Here is a 16,164-nt window from a genome sequence, read left to right as displayed (position 1 = left end):
TTTATTTATCAATGATATCCGCATCATGCTTGTGAAGCTTTTACGCTCGATTGCTATCGGTCTGATTGTCGGCGGCCTGTTACTGGCTGCGATGCCCTCTTTACGCCAGTGGAATGTCCATTCGACACCGAATTATGACAGTGCCGATGAGTCCCCCGTCAGTTATAACCAGGCTGTGCGCCGCGCCGCGCCTGCGGTCGTGAATGTATACAACCGTGGACTGAACAGCAACAGCCATAACCAACTGGAGATCCGCACGCTCGGCTCCGGGGTGATTATGGATGAACGCGGCTATATCGTTACCAACAAGCATGTGATCAACGATGCGGATCAGATTATCGTTGCGCTTCAGGACGGCCGTGTTTTTGAAGCGCTGCTGGTCGGTTCCGACAGCCTGACCGATTTGGCGGTGCTCAAAATTAATGCCACTGGCGGTCTGCCGGTGATCCCGATTAATCGTAAGCGTATTCCGCATATCGGCGATGTGGTGCTGGCTATCGGCAACCCTTATAACCTCGGGCAGACGATTACCCAGGGGATCATCAGCGCCACCGGTCGTATCGGCCTCAACCCGTCGGGCCGGCAAAACTTCCTGCAAACCGACGCCTCCATTAACCACGGCAACTCTGGCGGCGCGCTGATTAACTCGCTTGGTGAATTGATGGGCATCAACACCCTGTCCTTTGATAAAAGCAACGATGGCGAGACGCCGGAAGGGATCGGTTTCGCTATTCCCTTCCAGTTAGCCACCAAAATTATGGATAAGCTGATCCGCGATGGTCGGGTGATCCGTGGTTATATTGGCATCGGTGGCCGCGAAATTGCGCCGCTCCATGCCCAGGGCGCGGGCATCGACCAGATTCAGGGAATTGTGGTTAATGAAGTATCCCCGGGTGGCCCGGCAGCGGAAGCGGGTATTCAGGTTAATGACGTGATTGTCTCGGTCAATAACAAACCCGCAGTGTCTGCGCTGGAAACAATGGACCAGGTGGCGGAAATTCGTCCAGGCTCGGTGATCCCGGTCGAGGTGATGCGTGAGGATAAGAAACTGAAGCTGGACGTGACGATTCAGGAATACCCGGCAACAGAGTGATGAAAGCCGGGTAGCTCTTGTGGCACATCATGCCGGGTGGCGGCTTCGCCTTGCCCGGCCTACGATTCTTTTTGTATCAAGGGGTTGTGTATAACTGTAGGCCCGGTAAGCGCAGCGCCACCGGGCAGGCTTCGTAGGATAGCCCACGTCATGCCGGGTGGCGGCTTCGCCTTGCCCGACCTACGATTCTTGTCGCATTAATGGGTTGTGTATAACCGTAGGCCCGGTAAGCGCAGCGGCGCAGGCTGCGATGGATAGCCCACGTCATGCCGGGTGGTGGCTTCGCCTTACCCGGCCTACGATTTTTGTCGCATCAATGGGTTGTGTATAACTGTAGGCCCGGTAAGCGCAGCGCCACCGGGCATTGTGTTGCAGGGTAATACGCTTTACTTATTCACAAACTCTTCGCCAAGCTGAATATCTTTTTTCAGCGTCTCCAGCATGCCGTCCAGCGCCTGCTGTTCAAAGGCGCTCAGCTCGCCGTAAGGTTTACGTTCTTCGATACCGTTTTTGCCCAGCAGCAGCGGTTGCGAGAAGAAACGCGCGTGCTTGCCGTCACCTTCAACATAGGCACATTCTACGACACCCTGTTCGCCCTGTAGTGCACGAACCAGAGAAAGACCAAAGCGTGCCGCCGCCTGCCCCATAGAGAGCGTTGCGGAACCGCCACCGGCTTTAGCTTCCACCACTTCCGTCCCCGCGTTCTGGATACGTTTGGTCAGATCGGCAACCTCCTGGCTGCTAAAGCTGACGCCCGGGATCTGCGACAGCAGCGGCAGGATAGTCACCCCTGAGTGACCACCGATAACCGGGACTTCAACGTCAGTCGGTTTCTTGCCTTTAAGTTCAGCCACGAAGGTATTGGAACGAATGATATCCAGCGTAGTGACGCCAAAAAGCTTGTTCTTATCATAGACGCCCGCGTTTTTCAGCACTTCCGCCGCAATCGCGACCGTCGTGTTAACCGGGTTAGTAATAATACCGATACAGGCTTTCGGACAGGCTTTGGTGATTTGCAATACCAGATTCTTAACAATACCAGCGTTAACGTTAAACAGATCGGAACGATCCATACCCGGCTTACGCGCTACGCCTGCCGAAATCAGCACCACATCAGCGCCTTCCAGTGCCGGAGTGGCGTCTTCGCCAGAAAAGCCTTTAATCTTCACGTCGGTCGGGATATGGCTAAGATCAACGGCGACGCCGGGAGTGACTGGCGCGATATCGTACAGGGAGAGTTCTGAGCCTGAAGGCAGTTGGGTTTTCAGTAGTAGGGCAAGCGCCTGGCCGATACCGCCCGCAGCGCCGAGGACTGCAACTTTCATCCTAAACTCCTTATTATGGTTAATATAATTGACCGTTACTCCATTGCAGTGACAGTAGTGAAAGACCTCTGCAAATACAAATGCCCTGCGCCTGGAATGCGTCATCACGCGCAATATTGCAGGCGAAAAAAGCACAATATGTTTTACTTACGAAGACCGTAGTCACTTTGGCTAACGAATCAACACGCGGTTACATTACACCGTCGAGGGTAACCAAAACAACATCAATTTGATAACAATTAATTTACTTTTAAGCCAATCCCTTTCTTGTGATACAGACATGTCTCTTAATAACGAAATTTGATAAAATCGCTCCCTTTCATAACATTATTTCAGCCTAATTCACGGCAGATAATTTGCATAAAAATTCATCAGTATGCATAATAATGTTGTTTCTACCGCCATGATATGGGTGACTTATGCGAAGCTCGACTAAACAAGAAGAATTAGTCAAAGCGTTTAAAGCGCTTCTTAAAGAAGAAAAATTCAGTTCTCAGGGAGAGATCGTCCAGGCGTTGCAGGAGGAGGGCTTCGAAAATATCAATCAGTCCAAAGTGTCCCGCATGCTAACGAAATTTGGCGCGGTACGCACGCGCAATGCCAAAATGGAAATGGTTTACTGCCTGCCGGCGGAACTGGGTGTACCAACAACCTCCAGCCCACTGAAGAATCTGGTTCTGGATATCGACTATAACGACGCCGTTGTGGTTATTCATACCAGTCCCGGCGCTGCGCAGCTGATTGCGCGCCTGTTGGATTCGCTGGGTAAAGCGGAGGGCATTCTCGGCACCATCGCGGGTGATGATACTATTTTTACCACTCCGGCCCGTGATTTTACGGTGAAGGAATTATACGAAGCCATTTTAGTGTTGTTTGAGCAAGAGCTTTAAGGCACATCCCTTCAGACCGCCTGGAGGGAATGCTGTTTCCTGCCCCACCCCCCTACAAACATCTTCATTTTCTTTAACATTTAGTGCGATATACCGTCTCATATCATTCACAAAGCGAATGATTTCGCACATAAAAGCACAAAAAATCAAATTTACGTATTCTCATGATTTTTAATATCTTTTACATGAAGGTGAGCACGAAATAACCCTTTTTTATTCTTCAGGGTTATATGAAAGTCCATCATTAAAACATATTAACCCCAGTTATAATTAGTCTGTTATTAATTTTCCGCGTGATTAGTGTATACTTGATTTTGTGATGAGGGTCACGAAATAAGGCCCTTACGAAAAATTTCGACGAGGTCAATATCATGAAAACAAAAACCACTTTAGCTACCCTGAGCCTGCTTTCCATCCTTTCGTTTGGCGCTGTCGCTGCGGATTCAATTTCCAGCGATCAGGCAATGAATCGTGAATCTATCGGCACCGTCTCTGTAAGCGCGGTCGGTACTGCGCCGATGGATATGCGTGCGATGCTGGATCAAAAAGCCGCTGAGCAGGGTGTATCGGCCTATCGCGTGATTGAAGCGCGTACCGGCGACCACTGGCACGCCACCGCTGAGCTGTATAAATAAGTTAGCAATAAGTAAGACATCATTCCCTGCTGCGGCATCCCATAAAAAAGTCACACAAAAGGTCCTGCCGCACGGACAACCCTGTTTAAGGAGTACGCCATGAAAAACGCAATGATTATCGCCTCTCTCGGTCTGGCTTCTGTTCTTTCTTTTGGAGCCAGCGCCGCTGCCCATCAGGTAAATGCTGAGCAGGCACAAAACCTTCAGCCAATGGGCACTGTCTCAGCATCCGCTGTCACAAGCAGCCCGATGGATATGCGCCATGAACTGGCGGCCAAAGCAGAAAAAGAAGGGGCCAGCAGTTACCGCATAACTGAAATGCGCACCGGTGACCACTGGCACGCAACTGCAGAATTGTATAAATAAACCCTCGTCGTCTTGTCAGACGACTTTGCCCCCGCTCTCCGGGGGCTTTTTTTTACTGACGAACGTTAAAACGCAGTTGGCCTTCCAGCTCTTCTTCTGCCTCATCAAATAACAGGATCAGTGCACCGTAACGTCGGTGCCTGGCATCGCTGACATGGATAAAGTCGATTTCCAGCGGCAGAGGCAACACATTACCCATTACCACTTCCCACAAAGAATCCAGATCGCTAACCTGCTCACTTTTCAGGGCAAACTGGCGCGTGAATTCGCGGTAGAAATCGCTTTGATTTTTTATAGTCGTAAAGTCGAAAGTATAGGTTTTCATTGCCCGATCCAGACCTAATGGGCGGCAGCTACCGCCCGGCAGCTTATAACCCCCCAATATGCAGGGTTTTCACTTCTAAAAACTCATCCAGTCCCAGCACTGACCCTTCGCGCCCAAGCCCGGATTCTTTTACGCCGCCAAACGGGGCAACTTCAGTAGAAACGGCACATTCATTGACGCCAATCATGCCGCTTTCCAGCGCCTGAGAGACTCGGAAGATGCGCTGCAGATTCTGCGTATAAAAATAGGCGGCAAGGCCAAATGGCGTATGGTTTGCGCGCTGAATAACTTCATCCTCAGAGGTAAAGCGGAAGCAGGCAGCGACCGGGCCGAAGGTTTCTTCTTGCGCCAGCTTCATCCCATCGTTGCAATCGCCCAGCACCGTAGGTTGCCAGAAGTTGCCGCCCAGCGCGTGTGCCTTCCCTCCGGCGAGAATTTTCGCGCCTTTACTCACCGCATCATCGATATGCTCGCGCACTTTGTCTACCGCAGAAGGCTCAATCAGCGGGCCAACGATGACGCCTTCCTCCAGACCGTTGCCGACTTTGAGCGTATTAACGGCGTCGCTAAGTTTATTCACGAAGCTGTCGTAGATACTTTCATGCAGGTAGAAGCGGTTAACGCTGACGCACACCTGCCCGGCATTACGGAACTTGTTGGCAATCGCGCCCTGCACGGCGGCATCAATGTCAGCATCGTCAAAAACAATGTAAGGCGCGTTACCGCCCAGTTCCATAGAGATTTTCTTCATGGTGTCGGCTGAATTACGCACCAGCGTTTTGCCTACTGCTGTCGAGCCGGTGAAGGTGATTTTACGCACTTCCGCGCTTGCCATGATCGCATCACTGATCTCAGATGTATTCCCTGCCACGGCATTAAGCACACCATCAGGTACGCCCGCTTTTTTCGCCAGTTGCAACAAGGCAAAGGCACTGAGCGGGGTATTATTTGCAGGTTTAATCACCCCGGTACAGCCTGCGGCCAGCGCCGGGCCAAGCTTGCGGGTGAGCATCGCCATCGGAAAGTTCCACGGGGTAATAGCAGCGACCACGCCAACCGGTTCGCGCGTCGCCAGAATGCGTGAGCCAGGCTTCGCCGGAGGGATAATCTCTCCGTTAGCACGTTTGGCCTGTTCCGCAAACCACTGAATAAAGCTGGCGGCGTATTCCACTTCACCCTCAGCTTCTTTGAGCGGTTTTCCCTGCTCGGTAGTCATTAGCTGGCCCAGCCAGGTTTTATTTTCGATGATGAGTTGATACCAGCGGTAGAGAATTTCCGAACGCTGTTTGGCGGTTTTTGCCCGCCAACCGGGGAAGGCGTTGCTGGCAGCGGCGATGGCGTCTTCAGTCTCTTTTTTCCCGGCTTTAGCCACGCGGGTAATGACCTCGCCAGTCGCCGGATTGACGACATCAAAGGTGGTATCAAGCGTTTTCCACACGCCGTCGACCAGGTAGCCTGTCTGAAAAAGTTCATGCTCCTGAAGTGTCTGGTCTGCCATGCTTCCTCCCGATGAGTTCTTTTGTCGCGTTTAAGTATAGCCATAAAAAAACCGACGCTTCTGGCATCGGTTTTTCCATTTTGTGCCGCGAACTCAGCGTGTAGTTAAGGCGTGCTGATATTTATGCAGCATGCCAACCAGACGATGTACCGGCTCAGTGACCTGTGGCGAGGCCTGCCAGTAGCGCAGTTTTTCCTGATAAACATCAAGCTGCTCAAGCAGTTCGGTAAAGCAGGCGCGGCGCTTATCATCATTGCCAGCGGCAATCACCCGGTCGGCAGTCTGCCTTAGCTGACGGTGGAAGGCCGAAAGATCGTCGTTAATGGGCACCGGCGCATCACGCAGGCGCTGGTGCGCGATGATAAGCGTCAGCGCGAGGCGGAATTTCGCGACATCACCGGGAAATTTGTTCAGCAGCAGGAAGAGCTGCTGATAGAGCGCTGGCAGATGATTTTCTTTACGCCGGGCAACGTTGGTGGTCATTGCCGAGACCGCGGCAAAAACAAACTGGTTCAATAACACGCGTCCGGTTCGCGTGCGGGAATTATCGCGCACCAGCAGGATCACCATCAGCGCCAGCGAGCAGCCTACCAGCTGCCCCAGCGCGCTGTCGAGAAACTGGCTGAAGTGAAAAGTCATCGGGTTGTCGAGCACGATAATATTAATGGTACTTGCCAGCGCCCCCAGCGAGCCTATCTGTCTTTTCTGTACCTCAATGCCAATAAAAAAGGCCAGCACTGCCAGGCTGATACACAGCAGCAGCATACTTTGCTGCGTTGAGGGAATAATCACCAGGAAGAACAGTGCGCCCAGCGGCAGCGCAGCCAGCGTGCCGTAAAGAAAATCTATCGCCACCATGCGCGGATTCGGCAGACGCATCGCCAGCGATGTCACCACCGCAATCATCACCATCGCCCCGCTGCCGGAGGTCCAGCCGGTCCACAGCCAGAACAAGGTGCCGAGAATGCACGACAGCGTGGTGCGCCAGAAATTGACCATCGCATGATGACGCTCGGCGGAGTCCAGCCGGACAAGCACTTCGCCCTGAAGGATTTCTTCTTCCACCGCGCTGATTTTGGTATTCCCCACCACGCCACGTTTTAATAACAGATAGCGCGTAGCGGCAGCAACCCAGCTATACACTGTTACCGGCGTATCCCGCTCGCCGGTCCAGACCAGCAGGCGGCGAATACGTTTTAGCTGCTTATGGACATCCTGCGCGTTTTCAACCGGGACGGCGAAAATCTCCCGCCAGGTATCGTTCACCAGCTCCGGGCGCGTGTTCTGCATGATATACGTCTCACACGCCTGGGTGATAAGGGTCAGCGAAACGGTGTTCAGCGCCTTCAGACGGCGGCCCGCGCGCGACCAGCGGGAGGATTCCATCAGCAGATTGCCGCGCATGCCCTCCAGCGCTGCCGTACGGCGCACCAACGCACCCCATGCCGCGTCCAGTTGTTCGCTGTCACCGTGCTGGATGCAAAGCTGCATCAGACGGTACTGCTCCACCAGCAGGTTATCCAGCTCCAGATCGATAACCTGTTTGATGGATCGCGGGGAGAAGAGCAGATCTGCAACGATAGCGCAGACGATGCCAATCACAATTTCACTACAGCGCTCGACGGCAAACTGTGGCGTCAGCAACGGTGCCGTCTGGATGGTGATCACAATGATCAGCGCCGTGTAACCCGCCAGCCCCCATGCGTAGGAGTTTTCAACGCGGACCAGCGACGAGACCCAGGTACAAAACCCAGCCCAGATGCAGCACACCAGCACCATTAGCAGCGGCGCGCGGATCATCAAAATAATGATCGTCAGCGCAGCGATACAGCCGATAAAGGTGCCGATGATACGCAGCATCCCGCGATAGCGGATCGCCCCGGACCAGGGTTCACCGCCTGCCGCAAAAGCCGGGCCTGCGGCAACGATCGCCGCCGTCAACACAGCCCAGCGCGGGGTTTCAAGCTGAAAGTGGAAGCCGACAAACAGCGCCAGCACGATGGCGCAAGCCAGCTTAATGGCAAAGCGCACATGCTGCGTGGCTATGGAAAACATACCCATAGCGTTTAGCCGAACTCGCGCAGGCGCAGCGCCAGTTTCTGGAAGAAGGTCATCTGCCGGACATCTCGATCCTGCGCACCGGTAATAACAACCGTGGCTGTCGTCCCGGCTGGCCAGAGATTTTCATCCTGGCGATCAAGGCGAATACGTACCGGTACACGCTGTGCCAGACGGACCCATTCCAGATTTGAATCGACAGTTGCCATGCCTTTCGCATCGTTACTACTGCTGGCATTGGTCACCCCGGCAGCGATGCTGTCAACGGTGCCTTTGATCACTTTGTTACTGCCCAGCGGCGTGATTTCTGCCCGGTAACCCGGACGTACACCTTCGAGTTTGGTCTCTTCAAGATAGGCCTGAATGTAAAAGGTATTGTGTTTCACCAGCGCCACGGCGGTTGAGCCCCGGGTGATAAATTCACCGCTGTAGACATTCAGATTGGTTACCCAACCATCGGCAGGCGCACGAATGACCGTACGTTCTAAATCCAGCTTTGCCAGATCACGTGTGGCCTCGGCTTTTGCTAACTGATGTTCAACGGTTTGCAGGATGTTGTTGGCCTGGTCAATTTCTTCCCGCGACATGGCCTGCACGCCCAGTTGGTTGCGTCGCCCGGCCTCACGCCGTTTTTCACTTGCCAGAGCCTTATAGTAGGCGACGTCAGCGTCAGCCTCTTCCACCGCTTTTTGATAGCGCGGCTGGTCAATGGTAAACAGCACCTGATCTTTTTTGACCAGCTGGTTGTCTTTTACGTCAACCTGAGTAATCAGCCCGGCGACATCCGGCGCAATGGCCACCACATCCGCACTAAAGCGGGCATCGCGCGTCCACGGCGATTGCGTGTAATAGACCCACGCGTGAAAAATAGCCGTAAAGGCTAACACGACCAAAACCAGCGTAATGGCCGTACGGGAAATTTTTCTTGTTAGTGTTTTCACATCCACCTCAGACGAACAAACGCGATATCAAATAAAACAGGCAGCAATACAACGCGGTATTAAAAAGTGCAGGATGCCAGACAAAATCGTAGATCCCGGTCGGGACCAGCACACGATGCACCAGCCAGAAGAGGGCCAGAGACAACAGCAATTCAAAGAAGATCGGCGGAAAGGACAGGCCGAAAATCACAATGACGGGAAACAGACTCATGTTGACCTTGATTCGAGAGAGTGCAGGCGAGTGCGATGTATTAGTTATATGGCTAACAATATATTAGCGTAACAGTTATGCTGTGATCTATATTATGTGATCTAAATCACTTTTAAGCCAGAGTGAACAATGGAACGTCTTAAGCGTATGTCTGTGTTTGCCAAAGTCGTAGAACACGGCTCATTTACCGCCGCTGCCAGGCAGTTGCAAATGAGCGTTTCTTCACTTAGCCAGACGGTGTCAAAACTGGAAGATGAATTGCAGGTTAAGCTGTTAAACCGCAGTACGCGCAGCCTGGCGCTGACCGAAGCCGGGAAGATTTACTATCAGGGCTGCCGCCGGATGATGCATGAAGTGCAGGATGTGCATGAGCAGCTCTACGCATTTAACAACACGCCAATTGGTACGCTGCGCATTGGGTGTTCTTCAACCATGGCACAAAATGTACTCGCAACTATCACCGCAGAGATGCTGAAAGAGTACCCGGGGCTGGCGGTGAACCTGGTGACCGGCATCCCTGCCCCGGATTTGATCGCCGATGGGCTGGATGTGGCAATCCGTGTAGGCGCATTACAGGATTCGAGCCTGTTTTCCCGGCGGCTGGGGAATATGCCGATGGTCGTTTGCGCGGCAAAAAGTTATCTCCAGCTTGCCGGAATTCCGGAGAAACCCGCCGATCTGGCCAGCCATTCGTGGCTGGAATACAGCGTGCGGCCGGATAATGAATTCGAACTGATCGCGCCAGAAGGCATTTCCACCCGCCTGATCCCGGAAGGACGATTTGTCACTAACGATCCCATGACCCTCACCCGCTGGCTGGTGGCCGGAGCCGGGATCGCCTACGTGCCGTTAATGTGGGTGATCAATGAGATCAATCGTGGCGATCTGGAGATCCTGCTGCCTCGCTATCAGTCCGATCCGCGTCCGGTTTATGCGCTGTATACCGAAAAAGATAAACTGCCGCTGAAAGTGCAGGTGTGTATTAATGCACTGACCGATTATTTTGTGGAAGTGGCGCGCGTGTATCAGGAAATGCGCGGGCGGGGGAAAGAACCACGCTGACGCTTCCCCTGAAACGATCGCTAAGCCTCGGTTGTCGTTCTGCCCGGTGGCGCTGCGCTTACCGGGCCTACATGTTTTGCAACCCGTTGATATAGAAAGAATTGCACGTTGGGTAAGACGAAGTCTCCACCCGGCAATACAGGTATTACGCTGGCGTATGATCTTGCCCGGTGGCGCTGCGCTTACCGGGCCTACATGTTTTTCAACCCATTGATATAACAAGAATTGCACGTTGAGTAAGACGAAGTCTCCACCCGGCAATACAAGTATTACGCTGGCGTATGATCTTGCCCGGTGGCGCTGCGCTTACCGGGCCTACATGTTTTGCAACTCTTTGATATGGCACGAATCGTAGGCCGGGTAAGGCGAAGCCGCCACCCGGCAACATGCGAGGTAAAAACGTTACGCTGTGCCACCCACCGTCAGGTTATCCACTTTCAGCGTCGGCTGACCCACGCCTACCGGCAGGCTTTGGCCCTCTTTGCCACAAACGCCCACGCCTTTATCCAGCTTCAGATCGTTACCAACCATCGAAATCTGCTGCATCGCCTCTATTCCGGAGCCAATCAGCGTCGCGCCTTTCACGGGCGTGGTCACTTTGCCGTTTTCGATCAGATACGCTTCAGAAGTCGAGAAGACAAATTTGCCGGAGGTGATATCTACCTGCCCACCGCCAAAATTCGGCGCGTAGATGCCGTACTCGACGGATTCGATAATTTCCTGCGGCGTGGATTTGCCTGCCAGCATATAGGTGTTAGTCATACGCGGCATCGGCAGGTGTGCATAGGACTCGCGGCGACCATTACCGGTTGGGGCAACGCCCATCAGACGCGCGTTAAGTTTGTCCTGCATATAGCCTTTTAGCACACCGTTTTCGATCAGCACGTTGTACTGGCCCGGCACACCTTCGTCATCAATGGACACTGAACCGCGGCGATCGGCAATAGTGCCGTCATCCACCACGGTGCACAATTCTGAAGCCACCAGTTCTCCAATATGACCGCTGAACACTGAAGTGCCACGACGGTTAAAGTCACCTTCCAGACCGTGACCAACCGCTTCATGCAGCAGGACGCCAGGCCAGCCAGCGCCCAGCACCACCGGTAATGTTCCGGCGGGTGCCGCGACGGCAGAGAGATTCACCAGTGCCATGCGCACCGCCTCTTTGGCCCACGCATCGGCGCGAACCTCACCATCTTCATCGCTGAGGAAGTACTCATAGCCAAAGCGACCACCGCCACCGCTGGCTCCACGCTCGCGTTTGCCGTCTTCTTCCACCTGAACGCTCACCGACAGCCGAACCAGCGGACGCACGTCGGCTGCCAGCGTACCATCGGTAGCCGCCACGAGGATCAGTTCATAAACGCCGGTCAGGCTGGCGGACACTTCCTGCACTCGTTGATCTGCCGCACGCGCCACGCTGTCAACCCGGCGCAAAATGTCGAGTTTCTCTTCGCGGCTCATGCTTTGCAGCGGATCAATGCTGGTATACAGCGCGCGATGTTCCACTGCGCCCAGCGTCTGCACGCGGCCATCACCCGTATCACGCACGATAGTGCGCGCCGCCAGTACGCTTTGCTCCAGCGCCAGTTTGCTTATCTGATCGGCATAGGCAAAACCGGTTTTCTCACCGCTCACGGCACGGACACCAACCCCCTGGTCGATGTTATATGAGCCATCTTTAATAATGCGGTCTTCTAAAACCCAGGATTCGTGGTAGCTCGACTGAAAATAGAGATCGCCATAATCAAGCCGACGCTCGGTTAACTGGCCGAGAATGGCAAACAGATCCTGATGGTTCAGGCCGTTTGCAGAAAGCAGGTGTTCACTTACCAGGTTCAGACTCATTATTTTGCTACTCTTTGGTTGCCAGCACGGCTGGCGATAAAAAAACGTATCTATTGAGAGTGAGGCAATTCATAGCTGTCGTCAAATCATTGCTTTTTGCCATCGCGCGTTTGACGCAGCACCTCGTTAATTTGCGGTTTGTCTATCGGACCGGTAATGCGGTAGCGCAGTATAGACACTTTATTCCACAGCGGCCCCAGCACTTTACTGGCGGCGAAGACCGCCGCGCCGACAATCGGGTTGACGGCAAAGGCGGCTGCCACGCCGACGGTGGCGGAGATTTCCGGGGCCACCACGGCCTCCATATCCAGCTCGCGGCGTACCAGGTTAACCGAGCCTTTCATGGCGATATCGGCTTCCAGCCCATCCACCAGCGTATCATCGGTGTGTAGCGTACCGTCTTTGATCCAGGCGGTACTGTGAATGGAATCAAACCAGAACCCTTCGCTAAAGGTATCGCTGAAATCAAAACGCAGCTTACGCAGTAGCGCATCAACGCTGACAAGACGCAGCAACTGCCCGGCGTGACCCGTACTGATATCGGTGAATTCCCCTTTGCCCAGTCGGGTATGCAGCACGCCGTTCAGCGAAGAGACATCAGGCTGCCACGGTGCATCGCGCCAGTGTAGATCGTAATCAAGATTAAAGGAGGAGTCGCGAATCGGCGTGGCAACACCAAAGAATCCCAGCGTGGCATCCAGCTTACTGCCATGAATTTTCCCTTTCAGCGAAGTGCGCTTATTCCCCTGGCCGTTGACCCATACGCCATCGGCAGTTAGCCGTCCAAAGCCGGTATCAACCAGCCCGTTCGCCAGGGTCAGGGTGTCGCCTTTAATGGTGAAGTCGCCGTCGATTCTTCCGTATTTTTGCCCCCAGAACCAACACTCGGCGCAACGCAACTGTACATCAGGCCAGCCGCTGAAATTGATGTTGTTGGCGCTAAACGGCGCATCGGCAGTCGCGTTACCGGCCTTTTTACTGGCCGGGTTAAAGTAAAGATAGCGGATCGCAGCCAGCCACGGCGCGTTATCGCGCATCGTCAGGGTGGCATTGATTTCGCGACCCTGCGCGTCTACCTGCGAGCCGCCTGTAATCGGCTGCGAAACGAGACTAAGGTTATTCCACTGCTGCCCGCCCAGAGACAGCGCTGGCGTGCGTAGCGTAATACTTTGCGGAAAACGCGCCGCCCCACTGACGTTATCCGCCGCGCCTTTCTGGAACAACGCCAGCCATTCAGCGCCGTCCATCGGCGGCAGATTAAGTTCTACCCCTTGCTGTGGCGGTAGTGGCGGCACCGTGCGGCTGTCGGTGGTCAGTATCGCGCGATCGAGGGTAAGTTTTTTACCCAGCAGCCAGCGACTGTTGAAATGGCTTTCTGCGCCCAGGTTGCCGGTCAGATCGAAATGCGTCAGATCGCCTTTCGCATTCACCTTAACCGGTAACGGCGTCCCCGCTGATTTACTGGCGGGCGCAGGTAAGTGACTACTTACATTTCTCAAATCGCCGGTCAGCTCAACGTCATAATAGGTACCGCCACGATAAGGCAGCTCAACGCCCACTTTTCCCTGCCACGGAATAGTGCCGCTCAGCGCCTCGTTAAGCTGTTTCGGTAAAATGCCGGTACGGGCTGGCTGCCAATTAGCGTTCATATTGACCGCCACCTGATAGGCTTTCTCGCCTTCAGTGGTGGAAAAATTGACCCTCAGCGGATGATTAAACCAGTTTGCCTGCATCGGTTCACTTTGCAGATTACCGTTCACGAAACGAAAAGCCCCGCTCAGGTTTTTCAGCGTCGAATCCAGCGGTTTGATGTACAGGCTGTTGTTTTTCAGCACCACGTTGCCTTCGGCGGTGACCTCTTCGCCGTCCAGCGGGATATCGAGATGTAAGCGAGCGTTCACATCGCCATCCAGCTGAAGTTGTTGCAGCGTCGCGCCCAGCGAATCATCCAGCGGCGTTTTTTCGAAGTATGGGCCAACCTCTTTGCCCGGCCCCTGCAAATCGGCGTCGATGAGCAGTTTTTCTTTCACGTAATCTGGAATAACGGCCCGTAAATTCCGCGCCTGCACACCGCCAAGCTGTGCGCTGTCGGCCTTCATCCACAGGCCATCGTTAATAAAATCAAGGTCAATATCTTGTTGAGTTAACGCCGGCCAGTTCGGCTGGAAGGCAAAGGTGGCATTACGCACCGGGACAAAAATTTCAAATTGTCCTTCATTGTGTTTATAAGGGAACAGTCGCGGGTTACCGCCGTAGACGATGGTGGCGTTTTCTGCCTGCCCACCCTGAATGGCGCTGCTGAGATACTCCACCAGCTTTTTGCCCATCAGGTTCTGTGGGAAATAGCGCCATGCCTGCGAGGCATCGGTCGCGTTGGCTCCCGCCAGAATGCCCAGCCACGGCTGATCGTCTTTCGGTTGCAGGTAACGAAAGCCGCCTGCGCCGCGCACGCCTTTCGCCTGAACGTCAATGTTGCGGCCATCGAGCATAAAACCGTGCTCATTCTTGATCCAGTTGAGCGTGGCAGTACCTTTTTCAATTTCCAGCGGCGCGCGAAACACCAAATCGTAAGGCATTTTCGCGTTGTTCATTGAGGCCGTCAGCGAAGCATTTTCCACGCTGCCGACCAGTTGTCCGGAAAAGTGTTCGGCACCGGGCAGCATTTTCCACTGCTTCCAGTTCAGATTTTGCCATGAGGCGTTAAAGCGGGTTTTCTCCGTCGCTTTTAACGGGATATCCAGCGCAAGCGCGTCTATCTGCCCGGAAGGCTGCGTCGCACGCCAAATTTCGCCAAGTCTGGGCGAGATTTTCTCGGCTATCGGCAGTAAACCATCAAGCCCGCTCAGCTCAAGATGGCTGGCGCGAATGCGGAACTCGTCGCTTTGTACCCGATCGTGTCCCCCTACGTCTTTTTCAGGTATCCAGGCCAGCGCCAGTGCGCCCTGGGGCCAGGGTTTATCGTCAATGGTGATGCGGGTATCAGGAATGCGGAACTCCCATCCGGCGTTGCCGCCTGAGACGTGGGCAGTCAGGTTATCGACAGCAAGATGATGCGTTTTATCATCGCCCTTCCAGCTCGCGCCTCCCTTTTTCAGCCAGACATCGCCGCCTGAGATATCGCCTTTGGTGAGATTGACCCAGCCTTCAAGACTGAACTGCGCCGTCTCAAGCGCTACGTTATCCTGCATCCAGCGCCCCAGCCAGGGCTTGACGTCGATGTCGTCGGCCTGCACCCAGACTTTTCCGTCGTTCAGCAGACCGTTATCGTCGCGCAAATCCATACGCACTTTCATGACGCCATGCTGCCCGGTCAGGCTGGACAAACTGACTTCGCCTTCCGCGCGATGGCGGTTACGGCCGTTCAACCAGGTAAGCTGGGGGATCGCCAGTTCGGCGCGCTGCCCGGAAAGGGTCAGGAAGCTGATATGGCTGTCGCGCAGATCGAAATGATCGAACTGCCGCAGAAAGAGATCGCTGATGCGATCGGTTTTGATACCCTCACCGCTGTTTTGCAGCAGGGGCGTGTTAGTGCTGAACTGAAGCTGCCAGAAGGTGAGATCGCGGAACTGCCAGCGCATATGCAGCAGGCTCTGCCAGACGTCGAGCGCCAGCGTAACCCGCTTTACGCTAACCTGACCACCATCCTTGAGCTGGGCGCTGATGTCACGCACGTCCAGCGTCGGGCCAAAATTTTCCCAACTGGCGCGGATCTGACTGGCATCAACCGGTACGCCGGTGGAGGATTCGATTTTAGCCAGCAGGGCCGGACGCCATTTGTCCAGCCGCGGCAAAACAAGACGCAAGCCGCTCACCGCCAGGGCAACGATGACAACCAGCGTTGCGCCTGTAAGCAGTAAAATCCCCGGCAATCGCCTCACGCCATTCTCCTTGTCCGCCGCGAGCCGGCAGACT

General features: G+C 54.3%; 13 protein-coding genes. 5 read left to right on the top strand and 8 right to left on the bottom strand.

Translation table 11 applies throughout. The features are described from left to right. Nucleotides 1–25: 25 nt before the first annotated feature. Nucleotides 26–1,093 (top strand): outer membrane-stress sensor serine endopeptidase DegS, encoded by a 1,068-nt coding sequence (gene degS / locus CHU32_RS11290; RefSeq protein ID WP_103675775.1) that lies wholly within the window; start codon nt 26–28, stop codon nt 1,091–1,093. A 386-nt stretch (nt 1,094–1,479) separates the two neighbouring features. Here the strand turns inward: degS and mdh are convergent, their stop codons facing one another. Continuing rightward, nucleotides 1,480–2,418, bottom strand: a complete 939-nt coding sequence (mdh, locus tag CHU32_RS11285; protein ID WP_103675628.1) for a malate dehydrogenase — start codon at nt 2,416–2,418, stop codon at nt 1,480–1,482. A gap of 419 nt (nt 2,419–2,837) precedes the next feature. Between mdh and argR the strand changes: the two genes are divergently transcribed. From argR to yhcN (CHU32_RS11270), 3 genes are all read left to right on the top strand, one after another. Then, nucleotides 2,838–3,308 carry a transcriptional regulator ArgR gene (argR, locus tag CHU32_RS11280; protein ID WP_103675627.1) on the top strand — a complete coding sequence of 157 codons (471 nt, stop codon included), beginning with the start codon at nt 2,838–2,840 and terminating at the stop codon, nt 3,306–3,308. 371 nt (nt 3,309–3,679) lie between these two features. Continuing rightward, nucleotides 3,680–3,943: a peroxide/acid stress response protein YhcN gene (gene yhcN / locus CHU32_RS11275; protein ID WP_103675626.1), complete on the top strand. Its 264-nt coding sequence runs from the start codon at nt 3,680–3,682 to the stop codon at nt 3,941–3,943. A gap of 99 nt (nt 3,944–4,042) precedes the next feature. Beyond that, nucleotides 4,043–4,309, top strand: a complete 267-nt coding sequence (gene yhcN / locus CHU32_RS11270) for a peroxide/acid stress response protein YhcN (protein WP_103675625.1) — start codon at nt 4,043–4,045, stop codon at nt 4,307–4,309. 52 nt (nt 4,310–4,361) lie between these two features. Here the strand turns inward: yhcN (CHU32_RS11270) and CHU32_RS11265 are convergent, their stop codons facing one another. From CHU32_RS11265 to aaeX, 5 genes are all read right to left on the bottom strand, one after another. After that, nucleotides 4,362–4,634 (bottom strand): barstar family protein, encoded by a 273-nt coding sequence (locus CHU32_RS11265; protein WP_103675624.1) that lies wholly within the window; start codon nt 4,632–4,634, stop codon nt 4,362–4,364. A 43-nt stretch (nt 4,635–4,677) separates the two neighbouring features. Continuing rightward, on the bottom strand, nt 4,678–6,132 hold the full coding sequence (locus CHU32_RS11260; protein WP_103675623.1) for an NAD-dependent succinate-semialdehyde dehydrogenase: 1,455 nt from the start codon (nt 6,130–6,132) through the stop codon (nt 4,678–4,680). A gap of 93 nt (nt 6,133–6,225) precedes the next feature. Next, nucleotides 6,226–8,193, bottom strand: a complete 1,968-nt coding sequence (gene aaeB, locus CHU32_RS11255; RefSeq protein WP_103675622.1) for a p-hydroxybenzoic acid efflux pump subunit AaeB — start codon at nt 8,191–8,193, stop codon at nt 6,226–6,228. A gap of 5 nt (nt 8,194–8,198) precedes the next feature. After that, the gene (gene aaeA / locus CHU32_RS11250; protein WP_103675621.1) at nt 8,199–9,131 is read right to left on the bottom strand and encodes a p-hydroxybenzoic acid efflux pump subunit AaeA; all 933 of its coding nucleotides are present in this window, start codon (nt 9,129–9,131) and stop codon (nt 8,199–8,201) included. 7 nt (nt 9,132–9,138) lie between these two features. Further along, nucleotides 9,139–9,342: a p-hydroxybenzoic acid efflux pump operon protein AaeX gene (gene aaeX, locus CHU32_RS11245; protein ID WP_103675620.1), complete on the bottom strand. Its 204-nt coding sequence runs from the start codon at nt 9,340–9,342 to the stop codon at nt 9,139–9,141. 129 nt (nt 9,343–9,471) lie between these two features. On the opposite strand from aaeX, the gene aaeR reads away from it, so the two are divergent. Then, a complete protein-coding gene (gene aaeR / locus CHU32_RS11240; protein ID WP_103675619.1) occupies nt 9,472–10,404 on the top strand; it encodes an HTH-type transcriptional activator AaeR in 933 nt (310 codons plus the stop codon). A gap of 402 nt (nt 10,405–10,806) precedes the next feature. Here aaeR and tldD read toward each other — a convergent pair whose 3' ends face one another. Together tldD and yhdP are read right to left on the bottom strand one after the other, a co-directional pair. Beyond that, on the bottom strand, nt 10,807–12,252 hold the full coding sequence (gene tldD / locus CHU32_RS11235; protein ID WP_103675618.1) for a metalloprotease TldD: 1,446 nt from the start codon (nt 12,250–12,252) through the stop codon (nt 10,807–10,809). An 86-nt stretch (nt 12,253–12,338) separates the two neighbouring features. Further along, entirely contained in the window at nt 12,339–16,130 is a 3,792-nt protein-coding gene (gene yhdP, locus CHU32_RS11230; protein ID WP_103675617.1) for an AsmA2 domain-containing protein YhdP, read from the bottom strand. Nucleotides 16,131–16,164 lie beyond the last annotated feature (34 nt).

It is taken from the genome of Superficieibacter electus, assembly GCF_002915575.1.
Classification (GTDB): Bacteria; Pseudomonadota; Gammaproteobacteria; order Enterobacterales; family Enterobacteriaceae; genus Superficieibacter; species Superficieibacter electus.
This window is presented reverse-complemented; position numbering and strand designations above follow the sequence as displayed.

What these genes read in the sequence shown, in the direction of transcription:
- aaeB (WP_103675622.1), bottom strand. Translation starts at nt 8,193, where the DNA reads ATGGGTATGTTTTCCATAGCCACGCAGCATGTGCGCTTTGCCATTAAG.
- degS (WP_103675775.1), top strand. Translation starts at nt 26, where the DNA reads ATGCTTGTGAAGCTTTTACGCTCGATTGCTATCGGTCTGATTGTCGGC.
- aaeR (WP_103675619.1), top strand. Translation starts at nt 9,472, where the DNA reads ATGGAACGTCTTAAGCGTATGTCTGTGTTTGCCAAAGTCGTAGAACAC.
- mdh (WP_103675628.1), bottom strand. Translation starts at nt 2,418, where the DNA reads ATGAAAGTTGCAGTCCTCGGCGCTGCGGGCGGTATCGGCCAGGCGCTT.
- argR (WP_103675627.1), top strand. Translation starts at nt 2,838, where the DNA reads ATGCGAAGCTCGACTAAACAAGAAGAATTAGTCAAAGCGTTTAAAGCG.
- CHU32_RS11265 (WP_103675624.1), bottom strand. Translation starts at nt 4,634, where the DNA reads ATGAAAACCTATACTTTCGACTTTACGACTATAAAAAATCAAAGCGAT.
- tldD (WP_103675618.1), bottom strand. Translation starts at nt 12,252, where the DNA reads ATGAGTCTGAACCTGGTAAGTGAACACCTGCTTTCTGCAAACGGCCTG.
- yhcN (WP_103675626.1), top strand. Translation starts at nt 3,680, where the DNA reads ATGAAAACAAAAACCACTTTAGCTACCCTGAGCCTGCTTTCCATCCTT.
- yhcN (WP_103675625.1), top strand. Translation starts at nt 4,043, where the DNA reads ATGAAAAACGCAATGATTATCGCCTCTCTCGGTCTGGCTTCTGTTCTT.
- aaeX (WP_103675620.1), bottom strand. Translation starts at nt 9,342, where the DNA reads ATGAGTCTGTTTCCCGTCATTGTGATTTTCGGCCTGTCCTTTCCGCCG.
- CHU32_RS11260 (WP_103675623.1), bottom strand. Translation starts at nt 6,132, where the DNA reads ATGGCAGACCAGACACTTCAGGAGCATGAACTTTTTCAGACAGGCTAC.